The organism is Pelagerythrobacter rhizovicinus (assembly GCF_004135625.1).
In the GTDB taxonomy this organism is placed as follows: Bacteria; Pseudomonadota; Alphaproteobacteria; order Sphingomonadales; family Sphingomonadaceae; genus Pelagerythrobacter; species Pelagerythrobacter rhizovicinus.
On record NZ_SDPV01000002.1, the window covers coordinates 446,115 to 471,604 of the forward strand.

At 63.5% G+C, this 25,490-nt stretch carries 18 protein-coding genes and 1 tRNA gene; 3 read left to right on the top strand and 16 right to left on the bottom strand.

Annotated elements, in window-relative coordinates:
- Nucleotides 1-13 precede the first annotated feature (13 nt).
- The 12 genes from ETX26_RS10060 to ETX26_RS10115 all read right to left on the bottom strand — a co-directional run bounded on the left by ETX26_RS10060 (nt 14) and on the right by ETX26_RS10115 (nt 17,495).
- Nucleotides 14-1,768 carry a hypothetical protein gene (locus ETX26_RS10060; protein WP_129524558.1) on the bottom strand — a complete coding sequence of 585 codons (1,755 nt, stop codon included), beginning with the start codon at nt 1,766-1,768 and terminating at the stop codon, nt 14-16.
- A gap of 44 nt (nt 1,769-1,812) precedes the next feature.
- The gene (locus tag ETX26_RS10065) at nt 1,813-5,574 is read right to left on the bottom strand and encodes a hypothetical protein (protein ID WP_129524559.1); all 3,762 of its coding nucleotides are present in this window, start codon (nt 5,572-5,574) and stop codon (nt 1,813-1,815) included.
- Between the two features lie 224 nt (nt 5,575-5,798).
- Nucleotides 5,799-6,593: a hypothetical protein gene (locus tag ETX26_RS10070; RefSeq protein ID WP_129524560.1), complete on the bottom strand. Its 795-nt coding sequence runs from the start codon at nt 6,591-6,593 to the stop codon at nt 5,799-5,801.
- 9 nt (nt 6,594-6,602) lie between these two features.
- Nucleotides 6,603-9,191, bottom strand: coding sequence for a DEAD/DEAH box helicase (locus tag ETX26_RS10075; protein ID WP_129524561.1), 2,589 nt, complete (start codon nt 9,189-9,191; stop codon nt 6,603-6,605).
- Nucleotides 9,191-10,798, bottom strand: a complete 1,608-nt coding sequence (locus tag ETX26_RS10080) for a site-specific DNA-methyltransferase (protein WP_129524562.1) — start codon at nt 10,796-10,798, stop codon at nt 9,191-9,193. The genes ETX26_RS10075 and ETX26_RS10080 overlap by 1 nt, the downstream gene beginning before the upstream one ends.
- A gap of 920 nt (nt 10,799-11,718) precedes the next feature.
- Nucleotides 11,719-12,681, bottom strand: coding sequence for a hypothetical protein (locus ETX26_RS10085; RefSeq protein ID WP_129524563.1), 963 nt, complete (start codon nt 12,679-12,681; stop codon nt 11,719-11,721).
- Nucleotides 12,682-12,793: 112 nt separating this feature from the next.
- The gene (locus ETX26_RS10090; protein WP_129524564.1) at nt 12,794-13,723 is read right to left on the bottom strand and encodes a hypothetical protein; all 930 of its coding nucleotides are present in this window, start codon (nt 13,721-13,723) and stop codon (nt 12,794-12,796) included.
- A 421-nt stretch (nt 13,724-14,144) separates the two neighbouring features.
- On the bottom strand, nt 14,145-14,390 hold the full coding sequence (locus tag ETX26_RS10095; protein ID WP_129524565.1) for a helix-turn-helix domain-containing protein: 246 nt from the start codon (nt 14,388-14,390) through the stop codon (nt 14,145-14,147).
- Nucleotides 14,391-15,156: 766 nt separating this feature from the next.
- Nucleotides 15,157-15,232: transfer RNA gene (locus tag ETX26_RS10100), tRNA-Lys, on the bottom strand.
- A 26-nt stretch (nt 15,233-15,258) separates the two neighbouring features.
- Nucleotides 15,259-15,735, bottom strand: a complete 477-nt coding sequence (folK, locus tag ETX26_RS10105) for a 2-amino-4-hydroxy-6-hydroxymethyldihydropteridine diphosphokinase (protein ID WP_263853382.1) — start codon at nt 15,733-15,735, stop codon at nt 15,259-15,261.
- Nucleotides 15,736-15,752: 17 nt separating this feature from the next.
- Nucleotides 15,753-16,604 carry an N-carbamoylputrescine amidase gene (gene aguB / locus ETX26_RS10110; protein WP_129524567.1) on the bottom strand — a complete coding sequence of 284 codons (852 nt, stop codon included), beginning with the start codon at nt 16,602-16,604 and terminating at the stop codon, nt 15,753-15,755.
- Nucleotides 16,605-16,673: 69 nt separating this feature from the next.
- A complete protein-coding gene (locus ETX26_RS10115) occupies nt 16,674-17,495 on the bottom strand; it encodes a class I SAM-dependent methyltransferase (RefSeq protein WP_129524568.1) in 822 nt (273 codons plus the stop codon).
- A 101-nt stretch (nt 17,496-17,596) separates the two neighbouring features.
- Between ETX26_RS10115 and msrA the strand changes: the two genes are divergently transcribed.
- Nucleotides 17,597-18,133: a peptide-methionine (S)-S-oxide reductase MsrA gene (gene msrA, locus ETX26_RS10120; protein WP_129524569.1), complete on the top strand. Its 537-nt coding sequence runs from the start codon at nt 17,597-17,599 to the stop codon at nt 18,131-18,133.
- Nucleotides 18,134-18,341: 208 nt separating this feature from the next.
- A complete protein-coding gene (gene catB / locus ETX26_RS10125; RefSeq protein ID WP_129524570.1) occupies nt 18,342-18,974 on the top strand; it encodes a type B chloramphenicol O-acetyltransferase in 633 nt (210 codons plus the stop codon).
- 30 nt (nt 18,975-19,004) lie between these two features.
- On the opposite strand, the gene ETX26_RS10130 is transcribed toward catB, so the two are convergent.
- Entirely contained in the window at nt 19,005-20,237 is a 1,233-nt protein-coding gene (locus tag ETX26_RS10130; RefSeq protein WP_129524571.1) for an RsmB/NOP family class I SAM-dependent RNA methyltransferase, read from the bottom strand.
- A gap of 54 nt (nt 20,238-20,291) precedes the next feature.
- Between ETX26_RS10130 and ETX26_RS10135 the strand changes: the two genes are divergently transcribed.
- The gene (locus ETX26_RS10135; protein WP_129524572.1) at nt 20,292-20,450 is read left to right on the top strand and encodes a DUF1674 domain-containing protein; all 159 of its coding nucleotides are present in this window, start codon (nt 20,292-20,294) and stop codon (nt 20,448-20,450) included.
- Between the two features lie 288 nt (nt 20,451-20,738).
- On the opposite strand, the gene ETX26_RS10140 is transcribed toward ETX26_RS10135, so the two are convergent.
- The 3 genes from ETX26_RS10140 to ETX26_RS10150 are packed head-to-tail and all read right to left on the bottom strand — an operon-like array spanning nt 20,739 to nt 25,489.
- Nucleotides 20,739-22,139, bottom strand: coding sequence for a cytochrome P450 (locus ETX26_RS10140; RefSeq protein ID WP_129524573.1), 1,401 nt, complete (start codon nt 22,137-22,139; stop codon nt 20,739-20,741).
- Between the two features lie 45 nt (nt 22,140-22,184).
- Nucleotides 22,185-23,207 carry a ferrochelatase gene (hemH, locus tag ETX26_RS10145; RefSeq protein WP_129524574.1) on the bottom strand — a complete coding sequence of 341 codons (1,023 nt, stop codon included), beginning with the start codon at nt 23,205-23,207 and terminating at the stop codon, nt 22,185-22,187.
- Nucleotides 23,204-25,489 carry a molybdopterin cofactor-binding domain-containing protein gene (locus ETX26_RS10150; protein WP_129524575.1) on the bottom strand — a complete coding sequence of 762 codons (2,286 nt, stop codon included), beginning with the start codon at nt 25,487-25,489 and terminating at the stop codon, nt 23,204-23,206. The genes hemH and ETX26_RS10150 overlap by 4 nt, the downstream gene beginning before the upstream one ends.
- Nucleotide 25,490: the final 1 nt, after the last annotated feature.

The following is a 25,490-nucleotide window of genomic DNA, read 5'->3' on the forward strand; positions in this document are numbered from 1 at the left end:
CCGATTGTCCGTTTCAACGGTCGAGCAACGCTTCAGCCTGTGTGTTCATGTGCGAGAATGCGGCAATGACCCCGTCGAACACGTGATCGAGCGCCTTTCCGAAACCTTGGTTCACGGAGGCGATGTCGAAACTCAAGCTCTCCAGCTGCGCCAGCGTTTCGCCTGCGTTGTGAGCGTCGCCAATCCGAAGTTCGTTGTTGATGAAGAGTGGTGCGAGCGCGGCGTTTCGTCGCGTCAGATCGTCTGGATCGGTGCCCGCTCCGAAGGAATCGAGATCTTCCCCGTCGCCGTTGAGACGTTCGAGGACGTTGGTGAGGGCTTGAAGCAGCTTGAGGCTGCCAAGATCCTTGATGTCTGCCCGAGTATGTCCAGCTCGCACCAAGAGATTACGCAGAAAGGCGTTTGGGATTTTTTGCCAGATTTCATGGATGCTCTTGCACCGAGAAAGGAACGCCTGCTCTGTCATTTCCAGGGGTGCGACTTGGGCCAACCGAACCAATTCTGGATAATGGAGCCAGCCGTTCGCGTTGATTTCGGTACGTGAGAGGCCGACGATATCGACGGGCTCGCGGTCATCTCCGAAGCTCTGTCCGATCGCGCCGAACGCCTCTCCAAACCTAAGCAGCTCGGACGCAAGCCGGCCCGTCTTCCCAGCGATGTGCTCCTCGCTTGGATCGAATTCGGCGACCTTCTCAGGCGTCAAGACATGCGCGTGCGCATGAAGGATTTCACGATCCGGCTTAGGCTTGTAGAGCTCGCGCAAAGGTACTCTGACCATGTTCCGCCCGAGCCGAACGCAGTCGGTGAAACTCCATTGCCCGAGATACGAGGGACTGCAGTACCAGGCTTGTCCGACCTTCGCGGGGATGGTGTCGAAAAAGCCGCTTTGCTCGTAGCGCTCTAGAAATTGGTCGTTGAGATGAACGGGCGTCGTCGCGGTCAGCGCATCAGCTCGCGCGTGCGTCATAGCTCCATCCACGCCCGGCCAGACCAGCCCTTCCGCGGTGGGTTCTGGGCACAGCGTTGGTTCGACAGCGTGCACAATTGCCCAGACCTGGATGAGCAAGCGTTCCTCGTATTCGCGAATGTCGAGGTCGTACCAACTGCCCTCGGGGTTCAGGACGATGTGCGTTTCCCCCTGCATCAAATCGCGAATTTGGACGCAGTCGGGAAGCAGCGTCTGGTAGAAGAACAGTCGGACTCCGTATGCTCCGCGCATCCACAGATACCGGCGCAGATACGCGTTGGACATGGACCAGTTCACATTGCGCTTGGACGTGTAGTGGTATTCGGTCGAGACCTCGCCCTCGGCGACGCCGAACTCGGGCAATGACAGGTCGTCGTAGACCAGTTTTTGCGCATCGCCGCCGAGCACACGCGGAGTGAGACCAAGAGCGATCCACACCTTCTCTGCTAAATGGTAGGCAAAAAAGGATCCGCCCCCCTGTGACGCGACAATGTAGTCGAGACCGGAAACAGACGGCTGGAACTCCCTGATCTCTCCGAATTCGTGCACGTCGGGCTGCGAGAAATAGACCACGCCATGTCCCGTTTCGCCATATTTCGAGAGGTCGCCCGGCCCTTGATCTGATGCAAGCGCCATGATCATGTGAACGTGCTCGCGGCCGGGGCCGTACGGATCGACCTCGAAGCGTGTCGTCACATCGACCCGGAGATCACTTTCCGTTCCCACGGGACTCAGCAACCCGAAGAGGCGTGGAGGCAGGAGTTCGGCAGGTATCGGAAATTCGTCGAGGTAATTGGTCATCTCATTCGACTTTCGGAGATTTGCATGCGGCTGTTCGTCCTTCGCTACATGCGCGGCGCCCAATCCAGACCATTGAGGTCGCCGAGCATGACGAAGCGTGCATCGGTGGAAGGATGGCTGGGTACGAAAGCCATCGGTTGCGGACTCTCGAACACGACTAACCCATGCACGGCCGGTGGCTCTTCCAAGTCGTATCGTTGTGCAAGATCAATCCGGTGTGCGCGCACATATTCGACCCGGTCGAGGTGCTTGCGCAGCTTATCGCGCCGGCCACGCGAATCTGTCTGCCCGCGATATTCGGAAAGGCGACTGCTGGTTTCGCCCAGCGTGCGGCAGAACCGAATGTCCTTGGCTTCTATCACCCAAGCGTGGTGGCCGTCCGCACTGAGCGCGAGCACGTCGATATCGCCCAACCTCTTTACCGCGTCGGTTCCCTTGTGGTGCAGCGCATCGGTTACCTTGGTCGATGGGAAAGATGTTAGGCCCAGCGCTCGAATGTGCTCAGCGACACGCTGGTTGAAGTCGAGACCCATTTTCTCGGCCGCTGCGCCGACGAAGACGCGCATTGCGGGGCTCGTCCAGAACTTGCCTTGCAAGGTTCCTTGCATCGCGCCGGCGAGATTGTGGAGCGCGGAACGTTCCATCAAGGGCGGCGACACCAGCAGCAACGAATCCTCGTCAGCATCGAGCGCGACGATCGGCCGGGCGATCAACGAGAAATGGCGGTCAAAGCGACTGACGTCGAAATCAGAAGCACCCAGCCCCGAGGGAAGGGTCTTCCAGCCGCGCCGGGCCGGCAGCGTGAGCCGGTCGATTGCAGCGGCGGGGTCGATGTCTTCGTAGCCGGGGAGCGCGGCGATTGCGCCGACGAGTTCCGATCGTCGCAGGCGGGGCGCCGCGGTTTTTGCCGCTACCGCGAGTTCCGCGCAGGCGCCGCTCAGCGCCGTGAAGGCATCGAATGGAATACCGTATTCTGCGACAACGGCGGCTTCAAAGGCACGATCGAGCGGGCCCTGCTCGGCTGCACGATCGAAATGCGAGCGGTATGCGCGGTCCGCGTCCTGGCGTGCCTCCGAATGCCGCGCATGGACGCTCGGCACGAGCGCCGAGCGCGTGAAGGCATGATCGTAAAGGATGTCGCCAGTCGGGCTGATCTGTAGCTCGGGCTCGATGAACCCCGCCCGGATCGGAGGAATCAGCTCAGCTGTTTGGAAGAGGAGCAGTGCTTGCGCGAGCAACTCGTCCACGTCCGCTTGACCGATCGGTCGTCCGCTTGAAAGCGGCGCCTCGGACGCGGCCATTTCCACCACGATCGATGCCCCGCGGATTACTCCATTGATCTCGCTGCGGCGGCTGAGGCTGCGTTCGAAGTCCTTCTCCGCACCATGAATGGCGCGCAGCGCGCGGGCCGATAGCGTCCAGGACTGATCCTCGGCCAAGGCGGAGACCAGTCGCGACAGCGCCAGCTCTACAAGCGCCGTGCGGTCATATTCGGCGATCGTCTCCAGCAGCCGTTCGGTAAGTGCACCATGTTGTGCCATCAGGAACACGAAGCAGTCGTCTGCGCCTTCAATTCGCGGGCCCGCCGAGCGCGGACGTGAAAGGAAGGTCGAGCCGCAGCGGACGAGCGCCGATGCCGATTCGGGCACTTCCTCGAACGTGGAGATCAGGCCATGTGCCTTGAGCAGCATGAGCGGGCGATCGGCGGCGAACGAATGGCGCCAGCGGATGTCGTCGGAACCAACCACCTCCTGCATCAGCGCATACAAGTCGGCGCGGTCGACCCGGCCGCCCGCCAGCGCGCTCACGATAGAAAGGAGCGCCGAGGCAAGGGACAGTTCGGCGTGGTTGTCGGCGCGGTGCAGCCCATGCTGCCAGGCGGGGCCGAGGTCGAGCCGCGCTGTGCGGACATCCCGGTCCAGCGTGATGGAGATCGCAGCATCGATCGCGACGTTGTCGACCGGGCGTTTCAGGCGATCAGGGGGCCACTCGATAGCGAGCGTGATCAGGACCGGATCCTGGTCCAGGTCCGGATAGGCTGTGTCGAAGGCCGGTAACCCGACCTCGAGCCAGTGAATTGCCGCTCTCCAAGTCTCATGCGTGTCGAACGCCCGGTCGCTGCCGGAGTCGGGCACGATCTGCAGCCACACGGGGCGCCGGCCCACCACCAGGCCGAGCATTTCGCCGCGGCCGAGGCCGGTCGTGGAAACGAACGACGGCTTGTCCGCGTCGAAGAAATCTCCGCGATCGAACCGGGACACGATTTCGAAACGTCCGTCTGGGAGCGGCATTGCGTTACGGTTATGGCGCCGCGCCGCATCGCCTCGGACTTCCAACAGCAAGTCGGTTGGGTAGTGGAAAGAAGCCGGTGGCTGGAAACCGACCTCATGCTCGGGGATCAGCGTCCGCCGGGTCTCGCGCCACAACGCAAACAGGTTGAGCCAGCCATTGGTGTGTTCGATCCGAAAACCTTGGGCTTCGACCAGGCGGAGCTGCTTGCTCAAACGCCACAGGTCCATCGGCTTGCCACCTCCGCGGCCGGCGAGGCAAATTGTCGCGGCATCCTCCGGCTCAAGCGCGATCACATCCCAGTCTGGCTCGTCGCTCAATGGCAACGAGAGACTGCCTGCGCGTCCCCATCCTCCGACGAGCACGATCGACAACCCTTCACGGAAGTCCGGTCGCTTGCGCATCTGCTCCTGCACAAACGCGATCGAGCGGCTGACTACATTCTCCAGCGACTGGGAGTCCTCGATCACACCGAACCTCGCAGGCGGAACCCCCTCGAAGCCGTCGACGATTTGGAGAAGGTGGATTGGCCTGCCGACCGAGCTGGCCCAGATCGTCTGACGAACCGGGTGCCCTCCGATCTTCTGGGTCGGCAAGTCCCACATCCGTGCAAAGCCGGCGATACTGATGCGCTCGCTTTGTGTGTTCAGCAGCAGGAAGCAAAGGCGGTCGGCTTCGCCATGGGCCACCGCTTCCTCGATGAGGTGCGCACGCGCTGCGATCGAAAGATTGTGCGGGGCGACGACCAGAATGCCCTCGGCGAATGCCATCAGTGGCAGACGCTCGAGCTCGCTGTCTCCGGGCTCCGCATCGCGAATGTTTGTGCCCGTGGTGCTGCCGAGAATGAAAGGGGCGAGATCACATTCGCTCACGTCCAGGCGGGCCAGGTCGGTCCAGCTGACCAAACAACGCTTTGCAATCCGCGCAAGATTACGTTTCCTGGGCAAATCAAGCTTAGCCGAGGACTCGTCTTCGGCAGTAACGCGGTCCGTCAAGCCGGCGCGATCAGCGAGCAAGTCCGAGAGCGCCAGCAGTGCGTAAGCGCGATCGAAGGCCTCCGAGCTCCAAGGTGATGGTGGCAGATGGCCGAAGGCCTCGAACACGTCCTCGGTGAACGCAGCCGCCTTTTCCCAGACGCCTTGGAAAAGCCGGTACGGGCCACGCCGTGTCGCAGCGATGGTAACGAAAAAATCCTCGGGCGGATCCTCTAGCTGGTTGATTCCGCAGTCGACCAGATCGCGGTTGAGTAGCCGATAGAGCTTGTCCCGTGTTGGCCGGACGTCGCCCTGTGCACAGGTGAGAACGAGCCGCATTGCCATGTCCAGGCGCACTGAGTTGGAACCGAACGAGGGATCCGTTTGCAGCCCGGCGAGCATCGCAGCTGTCTCTATTGGCTCGAGGAGCGACAGCCGCCGCTCCAAGCCGGCGACCGCGTCGAATGTGCTAGCGGGTCTCAGTGAGGCGGGCGTTGCCGCGAACAGCGCTTCCCAGGCATCAGCATCCAATCGATCGGTCATGCCTATCCACTATGTTGCCGATCTGTTCCGGCGGCAAGGGCCACGACCATTTAACCCCCAACGGGGCCCCGCGCGCCTGTGCCGCGCAGAGCAGCCTTCACGCCGGTCGATGCCGCGGGAAGGTGATGATCATGCGATCCTGAGACGCATTTCACCAAACGGCGGTCCGCTTTTCGCGCCGTCGGTCCCGAAGCGGACTGTCGGCAAACGGCCCATTTTCAGTCTCAAAATAATCGGTTCAGCAGATTCGGTTCGCTCACCTTCAATCTGTCGAGCATGCTGTTCACATAGAACATATCCGGCGTCGCCACGGCAGGCAGGACGATCACGCCATAATCAGGATCTGCCTTGTCCAATGTGAAGACGACCAGCCCCACACCGTGGATGCTGCACAGCGATTTCAGCCGATTCATGTCGTCGCTGCTCGTGGTGCGCGGGACGACGATGTAGCTCTTGTGCGAGAACAGCCTGTAGGCAACTGCCTGTCCGAAGGCGACGACTGGCTGGCTCGGCGTCGCCTTGATCTCGGCGGTGACGATCTGCGGCTCGAACTTGAACATGTCTTGGGCACGGGGCTTTAGCACGCCCATCACATCCGGTGTGCCCCACTTTCCGCCGAGACTGCTGCCGCCCAGTTCGCCCGCGATCGTGACTTCGTCGTTCTCCTCCAGCCAGTCCGCAAAGCTGGCATAGAAATCCTGCTCCGCCAACGTTCCCTGCACGGCGCCGTCCTTCACGGGCACGACGGGCGCGGTCGCAGCGGCTGCGTCAGCGGCAATCGCCTCCGCCGCGTCCTCGTCTACAAACTTAGACAGCTGATAGGTGCCGCGGGCGACCTTCACGATATCGTCCGAGCTCTGGAACAGCACTTGGATGGCACCGTGGATGCTGTTGGGCGGCGTATCCGGTGCCTCGGAGTGGATCAGCTTGAGGATCTCTCCCCAGCGGATCCCGCCAGTATGCTCTTGCAGTATCTCGCGAGCACGCGCCTGGATCTGCTTTCGATTCAACTTGTCCATTTCAGCCCCTCAACCAATCGCCGCATCGATCTGCCGCGCCACGCCGCCGCCGCGATCGAGTTCCGCCCAGAGGAATATGACCTTGCCGTCGCTTACTTCCTGCAGCCGCGCGCCGATGTTCTTCTTCTCGCGGCTATCCGCGTTGTCGGTCCGGTCCGCACCCTTGTATTCGACGATCAGCTTGCGGCCGTCCTGCAGCTGCGCCACGAAATCCGGGTAGAACAGGTCAGACGAGGTCGGCAGCGAATAGGACCAGGTGGTGCGGTCCACGTTCCGCACCCAGAATTGGATCGCTTCGTGATCATCGATCTGGACGGCGGCCATCCATTCCTCGCCGCCGTGCTTCAAGTCGCCGACCTGCGCGAACAGGTGCTTTCGCGGCCGCCATGGACCGGCGTAGGGCGTGCGCGGGTCATAGCCCGCCTTCGAGAAGCTGAACCCATTCTCGCCGAGCGCCAGAACGGGTGCGATGTCGGTCATCAGCAACTGCACACCGCGCGCACCGGCCTCGCGTCGTAGCTGGGTTACTCGCGCGATGATCGCCCTGCGCAACGCGAACTTCCCGCGAACCAACTGCGGCAGCGGGATACGCTCCGCGACGCCTTCGACCACGCGACGGCAATATTCGAGGAAGATCGGCTGGGCGACATCGCGCTGGCGCGTCGTGCGGTCGAGGAAACGCGATAACGCCGCCACGTCCCAGTCGGTCGCGTCGTCCAGCGCCAGTTCGGCAGCCGCGTCAATGCGGCTGTAGACAACCTGATCGCCTTCCACGTCCATCTCGAACGTGTCTGGCCGCTCGGTCAGCGCGAAGCCCGGGAGACTGGTGTCGACCTGGCTCAGATCCCATCCGCCAACGTCGACCAGCGTTTCGGGGAAGACGATCTCCAGCTGCCCGTCGCGCTCGATCGCGAGACGCGGCAGAGTCAGCACCTGTCCCTGCTCGGCGAGGGACAGCGTCTCGGCGCGCCGCGCAATGAACGCCTCTACCGCCGTGATCGGTGTCGTCTCCGGCGTGGCAACGGCGGCGGCGACGTCGCGCAGCACATCGTCAGGCGCATCGGTGTCGAACGTAATCGCGACGCCGCCGTCGCCGCCATCGGCAATCCGGGTCGCGGCGACCATCTCGGGCGTCCACGCGCTCTGGTCGGGACGTTCCTGAACGCGCAGCACCGGCAATTCAGGCCGGGTGAACAACGGCTGGTCATCGCGCCACTCAAAGGTATCGGGCTGCTCGACGATGGCTTCCAATGCCGTGCGCTCATCGAAGCCCATATGGATCAGTCGGTCCTTCAGCCCCTCCGCCGCCTCGAAGAAGTTCTTCTCCGACACATGCGCATAGGCGCGGTTCAGCTCCTCGGATGAGCGGCGCGTCGCGAACGGCATGCGCAACACCCGGCCCAGCAGCTGCTCTACAGCGCCGCCACTGCGGATGCTGGCGAGCGAGCAGAAGACGTAGGCGAAGGAGCAATCCCAGCCTTCCTTCAGCGCGTCGACGGTGATGACGTGCTCGATCTTGCAAGCGGGGTCGAACAGGTCGATGCCGTCGAGCTCGCGCTGGTTGCCTGTCGCGACCGCGATCCGGTCTTCGGGAATGCGGCAATCTTCGATCAGATGGCGCTTCACCACGTCGACCGTCGCCTCCGCGCCTTCGCGGGCGGGCTGCGCCTGATAGAGCGCGATTGGGCGGATGCCGCCGCCGTCCTTCTCGGCGATACCTTCCAGCCATGCGCGGTTGTCGACCGCATGGGCAATCGCCTGCTGCCAACTGGTATGCTGTGACAGGTGGATCGGGAGCTTGATCATATCCGCGGCCTTAAGTTCAGCGGCGGTGGCCGAGACGATGACGTTGGAGCGCACCGGCGTCGCCGTGAACTCGACCACAGCGGCAGGTGCCAGACGCCCGAAGGTCTCGCCAGACAGCGTCGATGTGAAGTTGTGCGCCTCGTCCACGATCACCAGCGGGCGGTGCAGCTTCATCAGGTTCGCAAAGCTTGCGATCGGCTTACCCCGCCTGGCGCCATCCTCATGCCGAGCAACGTGGGCTCCGGCCGGCAGCGACGCAAAATGCGGCTCCAGCTCTTCGTCATCCAAATATACATTACGGTCCTCGGCGTTGCGCACGCGGAATGCCTGCACGGTCGACACGATCACCGTCGCGGCATCGGCCATGTCCTGCGGGCGCAGCTGGCGCCGCTCATCGATGCCGTAGACGCGCACCGCACCGCCGAACGTCGCCTCCAGCGCCTGACGATAGGGATGGCCTACCTTCTTGAGCGCGCCCAACGTCTGTTCGGCTATGGTGGTCGACGTGACCAGCCACAGCACCACCGGGAAGCGTCGGTTCAGGTAGGTGTCGCGCGCCACGCCGATCGCATGGCTCGCGAGCAATGTCTTGCCGCCGCCCGTCGGCAGGCGCAGACAGCAATACGGCACGTCCGGTAGCCCGGCGAGCGGGCGATAGGCCGCGCCGTAGGCGCCCGGCTCGCCGACCGCGCATGCGGCAGCATAGGCCCGTGCGTGATCGCGGATCGCCGCTTGGTCGAGGAAGGTGCGCAGCGCATCGAGCGCCCGGTGCTGATAGTCCTTCAGTTCCATCAGCGCGCCCTCACGTCATAGGGCGTCTGCTTGAATGTCACGCCCGCCTCCGCCAACCGCGCCGCGCCCAGCTTGCTCCATTCGCCATAGACCGTAATCGGCCCGTGCCAGCCGCTCTCCTCGCGCAGCCGGGCGAGCAGCGCAGCGGTTAGCACGTTTCCGCCACTGACCGAGCGGTCGCCAAGGATGCCGTTGTAGAGCAAGGCATAGGCAATCCCGTCATGCACCCCCAGCACCGGCGTGTCGGCCGTCCCGATGAAGGGCGTGCCCGTCTCGCTGAACCAAACATGCGCGGCCAGCGTCCGGAAGGCGATACCATCAGCGATGTGCCCCTCGGAATCGAACACGGCTGCGCCGAGCCGATAGAAGCGATAGCCGCCACCGCCGGCCCAGCCGACCGCTTCGGAAACTCCGCCCTGTTCGCCCGCGATCACCTTGTCGAGCCGCGGCTTGCAGTGGGTTACGGCATGCTCGCCCATCTCGATACCGATCCAGCGCCGCCCCATCTTGTGGGCGACCGCCGCTGTCGTGCCGGAGCCGAGGAAGCTGTCGAGCACCAAATCTCCACGAACTGAAAATAATTCTAAGATGCGTCTAATAAGTGCTTCGGGCTTTTTGCCCTTTGGAAACCTGACATCGCCTTCATTGTGTATATTGTTTGATAGCAGATCGTCCCAAATATTCGAAAGCGCCTCCCCCGTGGTATATCTTCCATCAATCATGCGAAGCTTACTACTATAGAATAGCCACCTTTGGCCTCCACGGAGAACAATAGGAAGTTTATCATCCCTTTTTATCAAGAACGTATCGGAGGGATTCCTCTCGGACAGTTCAATTATTTCTTGAGTTTCTTTCGCAACTTGGCTGGTATCAGGTCGCACAGGTTGCACAACGCGATCGGCGTGGTCCAACACGAAACGCTCGATCTTTGATTCGAATCCTTGGCCGAGCACCTTTTTCGCTTCACCAAGAGTTCGAAAGTCAAAGTGTTTGCAGAAAGCCTTATTAACTGTTATCAAACGCCAGTCTTGCATATCTTCATCGAAATTTTCAATGAACGAACTGTAGCGTTTATCCCTTGGTCTGGCTGCATAAGACCTTCCAGGCTTCCATTCATTCTTATTTTTAGCATATATGACAATATAGTTGGCCGTTGTAACTAATCCTGGATTGATAGTTTTATGGCCTTTCGGGGCAGATTGCTTGAATGTGACGAAGTATGTCCTATTTTTTCGCCCCATTATCTCGTCAAGGATCACCGTTGCATACGCAATCTCGTTAGCATCCAAATGAACGATGAGAGTTCCATCGTCAGCTAAAAATTCTCGAAGAAGAGCGAGGCGTGGATACATTAATCCAAGCCAAACTGAATGCTCTAGATTATCATCATAATTTTCAAAGGCCTCCCCCGTATTAAAGGGAGGATCAATATAAATACATTTCACCGCTCCCTTGTAATAGGGAAGCAGCGCCTTCAGTGCGTCGAGGTTGTCGCCCTGAATAAGCATGTTACCGGTCGCGGCGTCGCCCCCGTCGAGCGATGGCACCGTTTCCAACAGCCGATACGGCACGTCCGCCGCCGCGCGCACATCTTCACCGCGCGTCATCCAATCCAGTATCGGCACTCAGCCCCCAACGACACAATGACTTGTCCCTAGCTGTAGCCGCACCATGGCTGAACCGACAAGCCTCCAGGCACGCTGGGTGATAGCTCGGATGAACCAAGGTCCGTTAGCTCTGCTTGCGGCTCCGGGGGCAGCCAGTCTGAGAACGGCCTAAGAGCGGACGCCCCCATCGTGGATTTGCTCGGGGATCTTCGACTCAGGCGTGCTCTTCTCCGAATAGCGGTACGTACCGAGTGCGCATTCCTCGGCTGTAGGATGGCGCATCATCTCGCGCCGCAATTTTGGCGAACACGCGATGGACGATGATCTCTACCGCCTGCTCTCAAGCGAACTTGTCCGCGAACACCTCGCGGAGCGCGCAGCGTGGTGCGGTTGCCACCGCAATGTGGATCATTGCCTCGACTTCGTCGTCGCTGGCCCGGATCATATCCATGCGCTTATGAGAACAAAGAAGGAGCATTTCCGCAATCAGGATTCTTCCGCTGGCCGTTTACACCAACTCGAGAACCCGTCGATCCGACTTTTAACCTCAGCATAGAAAGAGTGACCATGAGACTCTCGACGTCAATGGAACTGGTAGCTAGGTGGTGCGCAGCTCTCGGAGCGAACATCCATCTGCAGATCGTAAACGTAAAATTACGTGACCCGGTACACTGCTAGAAATTTCCGAGCGTAGATGCCAATTCCGATATCTCCGGGCGGACATGTGCTAGACCAGACCCCTACCCGTTTGAAAAAACGCTTAGGCAAGGATCGCCAGATGAACGTATCTAGCTGCGCCCGATGTGTAGACGATACGGCTTAGGGCTATGGTGTAGTGACCTTAACATAGCGCCGTGTCGCACCCCCCAAATTTTTCCCGTTTGTTGCAGTGGTTTTTTCGAAGTTACCGCCGACAGTTTTCATGTGCGCTGGTCGGCGCGCGTGATGATGCGACATGGGTGGAATTGCTTGTTGCCGCAGGTATCCCGAATGCGGTTCCAATGCGACTGAGCTTCGTCTGGGGTTGGCGCAGGTGAAGCACCCGTCCGTGGTGCAATCTCCCGCCTAACGGCTGCCCGAACCTTCTCCGCTATCGCACGCCCGGAGCCGATCGAGAAAATTATGTCACCCACTTCGCAATGGGAGAATACCTCAACCAGCCGCGCGACACTACCGCGAGCGTGTGCCACGTCCTGAAGCCGATACCCATCTCCGTTCCGAGGGATCGGGTTCTTCGCAAAGGCGGGCCGCTTCAGCATATACTGCCCGAGCCACGTCAGGTCATCTACGGTCTGTCCAACGTTCTTTATAACGACACTCCTCGCGCCCAGCGAATTGGTCAGCGCGCGGCGATCCCGCATCTCCGCTTCTATTTCGGTGACCTTCAGGTGATTACCGGGCGCGCGAGTTCCGATGAAGTGAATATGCGAGACCAAGCGTCGGCCGGGTTCGCCGACCATATTCTTCCAAATGTCGGTCTCGATTACTCCGAAACCCTCGAGGCCGCTCCGACGTAGGTGTCCGTTAGCGATCGCCTTCAATGACAACAAATCGATGTCCGGCGCTCTCTCCCAGCTTACCCCCGCATCCCATGCCAGGGTGCACCAAAGCCATTGCCGATCCGGCTCTTGCAGATAGGCGTCGGACAGGGCGTCAATTAATTCGAACTGGGCTGCGCGGTGCACCCATTTATTACTCAATAGCGCACGGTCCGACAGCCTACGGTGGACGATCTTTGACAGGAATTTGAGGTCGTCGCTCTCCATCGCCCACCGTGCGATGTCCGTACGGTAGGCCTCGTCAAACAGCGCGATCTTCCGCTCGGCCTCTGCCTGCGCAGCAGCAATGCTCGGCGCGGCGAAAATTTCGGAAAGGGTGTTCACAGGGGGCACTCCTTGCGCGTTGCCCTCCGGTTGCGCGAGGCGACCGGAGGGCCATTGGCGGTCTCGTTGTTGAAAAAAAATTGATCGACAAGGAGTCCTGTCCGTTGCTCCGTCAGCGGAGCTTTATCTCCGGAACAGAAAGGTGGTGCAGCTCCAGCCGCCGCAGCTCGCCGAACCAGAAGTGTGGGACGAGATCGCGATGAACGAGCGCGGGAGTGCCCTTGCATCTTTCCTTGAGTAGATACTCGAGCCGACCGTGGACGCCGTCCACGATCGATTTGCCCGCTCCGAAGCCGATAAGCATCTTCTTCACGGGTAGTTGTGACCTGCACATAAGCGTTACGAGCGCGCGCTCAGCTTGCTTGCTACCCTTCGCAAACCGTTTGTCCTTGTCCTCGAAGGGATCGCCGATCGGCAAGTGGGCCAACGGCGGGTAAAATATCGAAGCTAGCGCTGCTTTCACCGCCGCCCCGTCATTCAAGTTGAAGGTGACGGAAGCAGCATGATCCACGCCATCAGTGGCAGCAGGGCTTCGCCTGCGCCGGACTGGCCTGCTCGGGGGAGGATTGCCACTATAAAGGACGACGGTGTCCATGGCGATCATGTCGGCCCCGGTATCGGGATGAGGCACCGGACAAAACCGCACACTTGCAATGCCGTCGTAGCCAGCCGATCCATACTTCGCCGGGACTTTTCGCGCGTCTGCAATCGAAAAGTCCGGGTCGGCAAATGGGCGGATAGCGATGCGGCTAACCTGAAACTTCAAGTCAGCGCCCTCTTTCACCATCGAGCGTTCAATGCTCGCAAGTCCGACCTTGGCACCTTCCTTAAAAAGGTCCCTGTATGACGCGAGCACATCGTCGACGGGCCGACCTACTCCCATTAGCGCATCGTATCGATCCATCAGGGGCGGATCATCGGCCGCCTCTACGAATTGCAGGAGACGTTCTGCTATAGGCTTCGTTGACGAGGTGCGGCTCTTCTTATCGGACCTGGACGCCTTCGCGCCAAGCTTCGTGGATTTGGTTTTCTTCGTGTTCATCTTAATATCCTCAAGGCGCGCGAATTCGTCGGCAGATCCTCTGACCGCCGTTCTGCACGCTCGTTCTCTGCAGAAATCTCTCGAATGTTTTTGCGGGTGCCTGGCCGGACTTTACGGGCACTAACCCCGTGGTGGACCGTCCCTCTGCCGCTGATTGGATGGCCTAGAAAGGTTGGCTCGAAAGAAGAAGCCGACCACCGATCTCAGACTGGGCCTGGCGATCACCTTCCGTCCCAATCGCGCATTGGGGGCAAGCTAGCCTTATCGAGCAGGTCGCCGAGCCACGCTAATTGGTTGGGGGTAAGCCGCGGAGGATCAACGGCAACGAGTTGACCCAGGAAACGTCCGCTTTTTGTCGTCAAGCGGGTGCCACTGTTGAGCACTGCCAATGCGGCTTTGCGCGGGCTCTTGAACCGGCGGCTCATTCGGCGCTCCGAGTGCCGGTCCGCTCCGAGGTATTATCCCGAAGACTGGAACGCTCGAAAGCTTCGATATCTGCAATAGAATAGCGAACTGCCGATCCGAACTTAGCAAACTTCGGGCCTCCACCAGCGTATCGACATTTCTGCAGATATTTGGCGCTCATGTTGAGACGTTCGGCAGTTTGCGCCTCCGTAAGCCACTCGGCACCTGATCCGATTTTCTCGATCGTTCTGTCGTTTGTCATGCCTGCAACCTAGCTCGCCGACGGCGAAAGTATTTTCTTGAACTAGGCCCACGGAGGTGTCATGCTTTTTGCATGACACGAGGATTGTGTGATGACTGAGCGACCTATTTACCAGCGACGGTTTGGGGGTCGCTCGTCGGCCCTCACGAAGAGAGAGGTCGAGCAAATTTTGACGGAAATTTGGAGAGAACATGATCGGCGCCGAACCAGCTCATTCGCAGAGGGCCATCGATTCGGAATGTCTAAAAATGAAGACGCTAAAAATTTCCTTCGGCGAGAAATTTACGCGCTGGGAAGAAACCTACATGACTACAAACCCAGTTGGGAATTGGCCGAGTTGATCAATAGGATACGAGCAACGAGGAGTACAAAAACAGAAAGTATCCGAGATCGCACGTTTCACCTACTTCTTATGGGTTTATACGAGGAGGATAGCGTTATTTCTCGACAAGAAAGGTGGTCGATCGCCAGAGAACTCGAATACGCCATGAGGCATGAAATTCCGCCGCAACTTCTCTGTGGCTTCATCTATCAAAGCGGTGGCCGCAAAGAACTGAACCGAAAGCTTAAGGCAGGATATGTCGAGCCTGGTTTCCCCTTGTTCGCAAGCCGCCCACCCGCCAATAATTGACGTCGGTCTAGGCATAGGAGGTCGACGCCTGCCATCAGAACCCCCAAACGCGGAAAAATTAAGCGCAGCGTGGTAGTTAGGTGGTTGCTAAGTTTTGCTGAGACGAAACCCGAATAACCTAACACCTTGAAAACTTGGTGAGCCCTGCTGGGTTCGAACCAGCGACCTACTGATTAAAAGTCAGTTGCTCTACCGACTGAGCTAAGGGCCCACGTTGCGCTTCGGCGCCGAGGGGGTTCACCTAGGCAGGGGGCGCGGGCGGGTCAAGCGGGCATGGAGATGGCGCGGCGTCAGCCCGGTTGCCGGGTCGCGCCAGCGCGGCGCGATTGCGGCGGCCGGCGCGAGGACGAAAGTGCGGCGGCGGAATTCGGGGTGGGGGATCGTCAGCCGCTCGGTGCGGTGGCTGCCCCCGCTCCACAACACGAGATCGAGATCGAGCACGCGGGCACGCCAGCGCCGGCCGCGGCGGCGGCGGCCGAAGGCGTGCTCGATTCGCTGGAGCGCGGAGAGCATCTCCTCGGGCGGCAGCGCGCTCTCGATCACCGCGGCGGCATTGGCGTAGCGCCGGTTCGAGGGGCCGAGCGGCGCCGTGTCGAACATGGCGGAGCGTGCGACGATCCAGGCACCCGCCGCTTCCAGCTCGCCGAGCGCCGCGGCGATCACCCGGCGCGGCGGCCCGTATCGCGGATGGCGGACGTTCGAGCCGAGCGCCACCAGATAGCGATGCGCGGTCAGATGTCCTCGCAGATCCGGCGGTAGAGATGCGGGCGGCGGTCACGGAAGAAGCCCATGCCCGCGCGGTGCTTCGCGGCGCGCGCGAGGTCGATCTTCGCCACCAGCGCGCCGGTCTGCTCGGCGCCATACTCGCAGAGGAAGTCGCCCCACTCGTCGGCCACGAAGCTGTTGCCGTAGAACCGCTGCCCGTCCTCGGTGCCGATGCGGTTGGCCGCGATCACCGGCATGCAGTTCGACACCGCATGGCCGAGCATCGCGCGGCGCCACATGCGGCTCGTGTCGAGATCGGCGTCGTAGGGCTCGGATCCGATCGCCGTGGGGTAGAACAGCAGCTCCGCCCCCATCAGCGCCATGACGCGCGCGCTTTCGGGATACCACTGGTCCCAGCAGATGCCGACGCCGATGCGCGTGCCGAAGAGGTCCCACACCTTGAAGCCGTCGTTCCCGGGGCGGAAGTAGTACTTCTCCTCATACCCGGGGCCGTCGGGGATGTGGCTCTTGCGGTAAGTCCCCATGATCTCGCCGTCGGCACCGATCATCGCGAGCGTGTTGTAGTAGTGGTGCCCGTCGCGCTCGAAGAAGCTGGTCGGGATCGCGACACCGAGCTTCTTCGCCAGCGCTTGCATTGCGGCGACGGAGGGATGCTCGGCGACCGGCCGCGCGAGGGCGAACAGGCCCTCGTCCTCGACCTTGCAGAAGTAGGGGCCGGAGAAGAGCTCGGGCGGCAGCACGATCTGGGCGCCCTGCCGCGCGGCGTCCTCGACCAGCGCGGACACGGCGGTGATGTTCTCCTGCTCGTCGCTCGACGAGAGATCGAGCTGCAGGGCGGCAACGGTGATTTCGCTCATGCCCGCGCGATTACCGGCGCAGGCCCGCAGAGTCCATTCGGACCGGGCCTAATCTCGGCCTAGGTCGAATCAGCGCTTGCGGAAAAGCAGCGTCATCCGGTCGCTTTCGCCGAGCGCCTTGAGCTCCTCCCGCTTGGTGGCCAGCGTGGGTGGCATTTCCCATACGCCTTCGGGGTGATCGGCAGTGTCGTTAGGATTGGCGTTGATCTCGCTCGCGGCGACCAGCTCGAAGCCGAACGCCTCTACAAACCGGACGACATCCTCCTGCCGCAGATAGCCCTTGCTACCGTCGGCGTAGTCGGCCGGCGCATCGGCTTTCGCGCGATGCTGAACAATCCCGAGCATTCCACCGGGCTTGAGCAGCGCGCGCATTTCCTTCAGCTCGCTGTCGGCGATGTTCCAGCGCATCATGTTGTGCAGCATGCGGATCACGAGCACGCGGTCAAAGGTGCCTTTCTCCGCGTCGCCAACGTTCTCGAGGGTGAAACCGGCGAAGCTCGTCGCCGGCTTGCCGGTCCACTCGGCGGCCTTCGCGGGAAACGCCGCCGCGCCCTCGCGGATGCCGGCCTGCCTCTCCGCATCGAAGGGCCCCGACTCGGGGGAGAAATAGAGCCCGACGAGCTTGCCCTCGTCACCGAGGTAATTGCCGAGCACGCGCGAGTACCACCCGCCGCCCGGCGCATATTCGCCGACCTTCATGTCCGGCGCGATGCGGAAGAAGGCGATCGTTTCCGCAGGATGGCGGAATTCGTCGCGTGCGCGATCGGCGTCGCGATTCGGATCGGCGACCGCTGCCTCGAGCGCGGCGCTATCCACGCTCTCCTGCGCGAGCGCGGGAGCAGAGAGGGCGAAAGCGGCAAACGGAACTGCGGCGGCGAACAGGAAACGCATCGGATTCTCTCCCCGATTGAACCGCGCGCAGTCTTACGACCGGGCGGAGCGATGACAAGTCCGCATACGCTGCCTATCTCCCCGGACGAAGGAGAATTTCGATGGCGAGCAGCGAACAGGCGATTGTTGCCGGCGGGTGTTTCTGGTGCACCGAGGCGGTGTTCCGCGACGTGATCGGCGTGAACGAGGTCGAGAGCGGCTATACCGGCGGCACGGTGCCGAACCCCACTTACAAGCAGGTTTGCAGCGGCGACACCGGTCACGCCGAAGCGATCCGGGTGACCTACGACCCGGACGTCATCACCCTGCCCGAAATCTACGACGTGTTCCTGGGCACCCACGATCCGACGCAGTTGAACCGCCAGGGCAACGACGTCGGCACCCAGTACCGCAGCGCGATCTTCCCGCTCGATGATGCCCAGCGTGCCGAGGCGGAGGCGGCGATCGCACGCTGGAACGCCGAACACGACGGCGAAGCGGTCACCACCATCGAGGGTCCTTCCGAATGGTATCCGGCCGAGGATTACCACCAGGAATACTGGGAAGGCGAAGGCCAGCGGAACCCCTACTGCCTCGCGACGATCCCGCCCAAGCTGATGAAGCTGCGGAAGAGCTTTCAGGACAAGGTGAAGGCCTGAGGGTCCTGGCCCTGGACCGCCGGGCTTGCCCGCCGCGCCGCGGCGCGGCATAGCGCCCGGCATGAAGGCGGCAGACTGTACCATCTGCATCGTGTTCCCGCGTCGCTGACGCCAGGAACGACAGCGGGGAGCCCTGCGGCTCCCCGGCGCACCCTCGTATTATCTCGAGAAGTCCGGCGTTCGCGCCGGCGATGCAGCAGGTACTTTCATGACCAATTTCTTCGAAAGCCCCTTCCGGGGCATCACGCTCGACAGGCAGGTGACCCAGCCGAACATCCGCGTCGGGCGGTACAGCTACTATTCCGGCTACTACCACGGCCACAGCTTCGACGATTGCGCGCGCTTCATCCTGCCCGATGACGATGCGGACAAGCTGATCGTCGGCAGTTTCTGCTCGATCGGCACGGGCGCCGCCTTCATCATGGCGGGCAACCAGGGCCATCGGAACGACTGGATCAGCACCTTCCCGTTCTTCTGGATGCCCGAGGTGCCGGCGTTCGAAGGCGCACGGAACGGCTTTCTGCCCGCCGGCGACACGGTGATCGGCAACGACGTCTGGATCGGTTCCGAGGCGATCGTGATGCCGGGCGTGACGATTGGCGATGGCGCGGTCATCGGCACGCGTGCGCTCGTCGCCCGCGACGTGGAGCCCTACACGATCGTCGGCGGCAATCCGGCCAAACCAATCCGCAAGCGGTTCGACGAGAGGCAGATCGCGATGCTGCTCGAGATGCAGTGGTGGAATTGGCCGGAGGACCGGCTGCACGGCGCCATGCCGCTGCTCACGAGCGCGGATGTCGAGGGGCTCTACCGCTACTGGAACGAGACCCGGGGCGGCTGATCGAACGGGGCGGGCGGCCTCGGCTGCGGATCAGGCGCGGAAACGTGCGATGAAGAATCCGTCGAGGCCGCCCGCTTCGGCCAACATGCCGGGGTCGGTACGGACCCAGCCCTCCGGCGCCGGCGAGATGTCGGCAGGCAGTTCCTCGGCCCGGATGGGCAGCGGCTCGAGATCCACTTTGCCGAGCTGCTCCTCGCCCTCCTCGCGTTCGAGCGAACAGCTGGCGTAGACCAGGACGCCGCCGGGCTTGAGCCATTCTGCGGCGCGGGCGAGCAATGCGGTCTGGAGCTCGGCCATTTCGGCGATCTGGCGCGGGCCGATGCGGTGGAGCACGTCGGGGTGGCGCCGCGCGGTGCCGGTGGCGGTACAGGGCGCGTCGAGCAGGATCGCATCGAAGCGGTGCTTCGGCTCCCAAGTCAGAGCATCGGCGCGAACGACGCCTGCCTTCAGCCCGGTGCGCTTCAGGTTGTCCTTCAGCAGATCGAGCCGCCGCTTCGACACATCGAGCGCGGTTACCTGCCACCCGGCGGCGGCGAGCTGGAGCGTCTTGCCACCCGGCGCGGCGCAGAGATCGAGCACGTGTCTCCCCTCTCCGCCGCCCAGCAGGCGCGCCGGCAGCGAGGCCGCAAGATCCTGCACCCACCAGCCGCCGCCTGCGAAGCCGGGCAGTTGCTCGACGGGCGTGCCGCGCGGCAGACGGACGTGGCCGGACGCGAGCGATTCGCCGCCGAGCTGGACGGCGAGACTGGTCGCTTCGCCCGGATCGCGCAGCGCCAGATCGAGCGGCGGCGGATCGGCCAGCCCGGCGGCTATCCGCGCCGCTGCCTCTCCCCACCGCGTGCGAGCGGCTTCGGGCAGCGTCGGCACTTCCGGCAAGGCCGCATTCTGCTTGGCGAGCGTCGAGAATACGCCGTGCGCCAGTCGCCGCGGGCCGACGCCGAGGAGCGGCAGCGCAGTCGCGATCACCGCATGCGGCGGGGTGCCGAGGCGAAGCCACTGCGCCAACATCAGCCGCAGCACGGCGCGCGGCTTGGCGTCGTCGGGCAAACGTTTGTTCGTGGCGCTATCGATCAGCGCGTCGAAATCGACCAGCCAGCGCAGCGCCTCGCTTGCGATGGCGACCGCGAGAGCCCGGTCCGGCGCGGCGCGCACAGAACGCAGCGCGGCGCCTTCCGCCTGCTCGAGCGTCTCGCCCCGGCGCAGGACCGCGTCGAGCATATGCAGCGCGGCGCGGCGCGCGGGCAGTCCGGGAATTTCAGCCATCGCCGCGCCCTAGACGCCCTTGCGCCGGCCCGCCAGTGCGCGCATCTTGCGGTCATGCCCAAACGCGCAACCAAACGGCCCGAGACGTTCGAGAAGCCCGCCCACTGGAGCGATGCGCCGCCGCCCAAGCCCGAGGCGGGCAAGCAGGACGAGGAACTCAGCCCAACCCGCTACGGCGACTGGGTGAAGAACGGCATCGCGATCGACTTCTAACTGGCACGAGCCCCCCGAAGGCGGGGGCCTCAAGCCGCTTGGGAAAGATCCTCCCCATCGACTTGCGATAGGGAGGTGGGCGACGCCGCAGGCGTCGGTCGGAGGGGCGAAGTGGCGCAAGGCCCCTCCACCCCGAGCCGCTTGCGCGTCTCGCGGTCCCCCTCCCCAACGCAAGTCGTTGGGGAGGATTGGAGCGAAACGACATGGGTGGTCCGTGCTGTCGCCGAGCCTCCCATCGCTTACCAAGCGCCAGTGGCATGAGGTCCCCGCCTTCGCGGGGACACGGGCTCACAGCGGCTTGAACGTCACCTTCAGACCGTCCTTGGGCCGGGGGATCGGCCAGGGCTGCCACTGCGGCTCGTAGCCATGCTCGATCGCGATCTCGTAGCGGGTGAGGAGCTGCGCCATCAGGATCTTCACCTGCATGTAGGCGAAGTGGAGCCCGAGGCACATGTGCGCCCCGCCGCCGAACGGGATCCAGGCGTACTTGTGCCGTTCCTTGACCGCTTCGGGCGTGAAGCGCATCGGATCGAAGCGGGCGGGATCGGGCCAGTATTCTTCCATGCGGTGGACGAACTGCGCGTTGATGCCGACCGGCGCGCCGGCGGGGATGCGATAGCCGCCGAACTCGAACTCGCGCAGCGCGCGGCGCGGCGTCGAGGGGACCGGCGGGATCATCCGCAGCGCTTCCTTGAACGCCATCTCGGTCAGCTCCAGCTTGCCGAGATCGTCGTAGCCGATGTCTCCGCTGCCGCCGGTCACCGCGGTGATCTCGGCCCGCAGCCGCTCCTGCCACTCAGGATGCTTCGCCAGCAGCCAGACGAGCGTCGTCGCAGACGAGGTGATCGTGTCGTGCGCCGCCATCATCAGGAAGTTCATGTGGTCGACGACTTCGTCGACCGGCAGCATCGAGCCGTCCTCCCGCGTGGCGGTGGCGAACTGGCTGAACATGTCCTGCCCGCCGCCCTCGGCGCGGCGCCGATGGGTTTCCTTGGTGAAATAGTCGACCAGGAATTCGCGCCCCTTCACGCCCTTGCGCATCAGCGTGAAGGGCAGCGGCCTGCGGATCGGCGCGACCGAGGCCTGGACCATGTAGACGAAGGCCTCGTTGATCCGGTCCGCTTCCGGTCCCCATGGGATGCCGATGAAGCTGTCCGCCGCGAGGTCGAGCGTAAGCTGCTTGATCGCGGGGTAAAACTGCATCGGCGCGCCGCCCCAGCCCTTCACCGCCTGCGCGATCCCGCGATTGAGGCTGCCGGCATAGTGCCGCATCGGTCCCGGCTTGAACGCGATCGACAGAGCGCGGCGATCGGCACGGTGATGGTCGAAGTCCATCAGCATCAGCCCGCGCGGGAACAGCTGGTCGAGGATCGGCCCCCAGCCCTGTTCGGACGAGAACAGCTTCTCCCGGTCGAACAGCACCAGCTCGTTGGCATCCGCCCCCACGAGCGCGATGTTCCAGCCGCCGAAGGCCCTGCTCTTGTAGACCCGGCCATACGTCTCGACCATGCGCCGGGTGAAGGCGTGCGGATCGGCGAGCATGCGGAAGGTGTTGCCGACGACCGGCCATCCACCCTCGCCGGGAATGTGCGCGACGTCGGCGTCGGTCAGCACGTTCTCGCGCCAGTGGCGCGGCGCGGCCTCGGCCGGGGCATGGGCGGAAAGCGCGGGTTCGGCAAGCGTGGCCATGGCAACGGACCTCCTTACTTACCGCAGTGTAAGTAATCCGCGCGGTTAAATCCAGCCCGCAAGTTCGCGGCGCACCAGCGCCTCCAGCATGTCCATCCCCGGCTCGCGCGCGTTGAGGCAGGCCAGCGCCGCGAACCGCTCACCGCCCGCGCCGAGGAATTGATCGCGGCCCTGGATCGCCAGCTCCTCCAGCGTTTCGAGGCAGTCGGCGGAGAAGCCCGGTGCGGCCACGACGAGCCGCTTGGTGCCCTTGTGTGCCTCTGCGATCAGCGTCCTGTCGGTCGCGGGTTCGAGCCATTTCGCCCGGCCAAAACGGCTTTGGAACGTGGTATTTATCCGTAAATCCGTCCGCCCGAGCGCTTCCTCCAGCAGCCGTGCCGTCTTGCGGCAATGGCAATGATAGGGATCGCCCAGGTGGAGCGTCCGCTCGGGCATGCCGTGGAAGCTCAGCAGCAGAACCTCCGGGGCGAAGTCCAGCGCATCGAGCTGCGCGCCCACGTCGCGGGCGAGCGCGTCGATGTAGAGCGGATCGTCGTGGTACGGCGGCAGCGTGCGCAACGCCGGTTGCCAACGCATTTTCCGCAGCTTGTCCGCAGCTTTGTCCACAACCGTCGCGGTCGTCGCGGCGCAGTATTGCGGATAGAGCGGCGCCAGCAGAATCCGCTCGCAGCCTTCGTCCATCAGGCCCTGAAGCTCGTCACCGATCGCCGGGCGGCCGTAGCGCATGGCCCACCGGACCCGCACCGCGTCGCCGAGCCGCTCCTGCAGGCTCGCCGCTTGTTCCGCGGTGATCGCCGCGAGCGGCGAGCCGGCCTCGGTCCAGACCTGGCGATAGGCGTGCGCGCTCTTCTTCGGCCGCGTGGTGAGCACGAGGCCGCGCAGGATCGGTTGCCACGCGAGCCGCGGAATTTCGACCACGCGCGGGTCGGACAGGAACTCGGCGAGGTAGCGCTTCACCGACGCCGCGTCCGGCGCGTCGGGCGTGCCGAGATTGACGAGCAGAACGCCCACGCGCCCGCTCCTCACCCTTGGGTGATCGCGTGGGACGTTCTGTTCCTGCCAGGTCATAGACCCCCCGATAGCAGCGGCAGGCGGCGCAGGCGAAGCCCGGTTGCCGAATGAAGCGCGTTGGCGATCGCCGGTGCGGCAACAGCCACGCCGAGCTCGCCCGGATCGAACGGCTCCGCCTCGCTCGCAACGAAGTCCACCTCGATCTCCGGCACGTCGGCCAGCAGCGGCAGGTTCAGGTCGGCGAGCCGGCCCTGGACCGGCAGCCCCTGCCGGTATTCGACCGCCGCGCCGAGCGCCTGCGCCATGCCGAAGACCAGCCCGCCCTCGATCTGCTGGCGCGCGATGCCGATATTGACGATCCGCCCGATGTCGACCGCCGCGGCAAGGCGCGTTACCCGCACACCGCCCTCGTCCTGGCGCGCCGTAGCGATACAGGCGATCCGCCCCCCCGTCTCGGCCTCGCCCATCCGGTGGCAAGCCAGGCCCTTCCCGCTCTGGTCCAATCCGCCATCCCACTCGGCGAGCCGCGCGACGCGCTGGAGGCATTCGACCATGCGCGCGTCGTCGCCCAGCATTCCCACCCGATACGACAGCGGTTCGCGCCCGTTCCGCGCGGCCAGCTCGTCCAGGAAGCACTCGATGAAGAATGCCGTGTAGCCGTGCGAATTGGCGCGCATCCGGCCGCTGGGCATTCCCGTCGTGACCGGAATGTGCTCGACCGTGGCGTTGGGGATCGCATAGGGCGGCAGTGCGCCTGCCGTCACCATGTGGTCGATCTCCCCGGCGCTGTTCCGTATCGCGGCCCAGCTCGTCTCGTTGTCGAACAGGCGGCGGCCGAACTCGCGTGCTGCCGGTTGCATGGCGAGCCGCACCCTGAGCGCCGTTACCTCCCCATTTCCGCCGGGGCGGACCCTGGCAGAGACGATCGCGGAAACCGGGGCACGAGGCCGCCCGGCCAGCTGCTCCTCCCACCGCGACCAGACGAGTTGGACGGGGCGGCCATGTTTCTCGCCGACCTCGCGCGCGATCAGCGCCGCCTCGATCGCGTGGTCATGTTCGAGCCGTCGATCGAAGCTGCCGCCTGCCGCCATGGGATAGAGAATCACGTCGGATATCGAGAGCCCGAGCGCCTCTGCGGCCGCGCCGCGTGCCCGTTCGGGTGCCTGGCTCGCGATCCACAGCTCAAGGCGGCCATCGGCAAAGCGTGCGGTCGCGCTCGCGGTCTCGAGCGTTGCGTGCGTGCCCGGCGCGACATCGTAGCGCAGAGCCAGATCGGGCGCCTCGGCCCACTCGGCACCGTCCCCGCGTAGCGCGACCGCTTCTCCGGTCCCCCGCCGGATTGCGTCATCGAGCGTCGCCTCGATCTCTCCCGATTCGATCGGCGCGGTGACACGGAAACGCGGGCGCATGGCTTCCACGGCGCGATCGGCCGCCCACCAGTTGGTCGCGACCGCGGCGAGCCAGCGCTTGCCTTCCACCACCTGCACCAGTTCGGCGATAGGCGCGGCACGGCGCGGCTCGAAATGCGACAGCTTGGCCTCCGCCACCGGCCCATGCCTGATCGCCGCATAGACCATGCCGGGCAGCCGCACGTCTCCGGCAAAGAGGAAGCTGCCATCGACCTTTGCCGGCAAGTCGAGCCGCGGATAGGAGGTCGCCGCATCCGCCTCGCCCGCGATCGGTGTCTCGGAAGCGGGAAGCGGGCGCAGGGGCGGCGGATCGGGAGGCGCAAGCTCCGCGGCTTCCTCCGCAAGTTCCGCGAAACGCAACCGTTTCTCACCGTGGCGCACGAGGCCGTCAGCGGCCTCGCACTCTTCCCAGGCAACGCCCCACCGGTCGGCCGCTGCCATGCACAGCACCGCGCGTGCCGAAGCCGCAGCCTCCCGGCAGGGGCGCTCGTAGGCCGCAAGCGTCGTGCCCTCGGCGGTCGCGGCGAAACGCGCCTCCTGCGCGTAGCGCTTCGCCAGCAGATCGTCCGGCTCGCCCGCCAGCCCGGGGGCGAGGGGCATCCACAGCGGAGCCCACCGGGCGGCCAGCGGCACATTGGCGTAGGCACCGCTCGGCGGTGCGGGCTCGACGGCAATCTGCCGCCAGTCCGCACCGAGCTCGACCGCAACCACCTGCGGCAGGATCGTCGTCACGCCCTGTCCCATTTCGAGCTGCGGCACGGCAACGGTGACGACACCGTCCCGCGCGATCTTGAGCCAGGCGCCGAATGCGTATTCGCCGCGCCCCGGCGGGAGGGGATCGGGAAAGGTGCGCGGGCGCAGCGCCCAGGCGACGAGCAGCCCCCCGCCGACCGCGGCACCTACAAGGATTCCGCGGCGGCTGACTTGCATC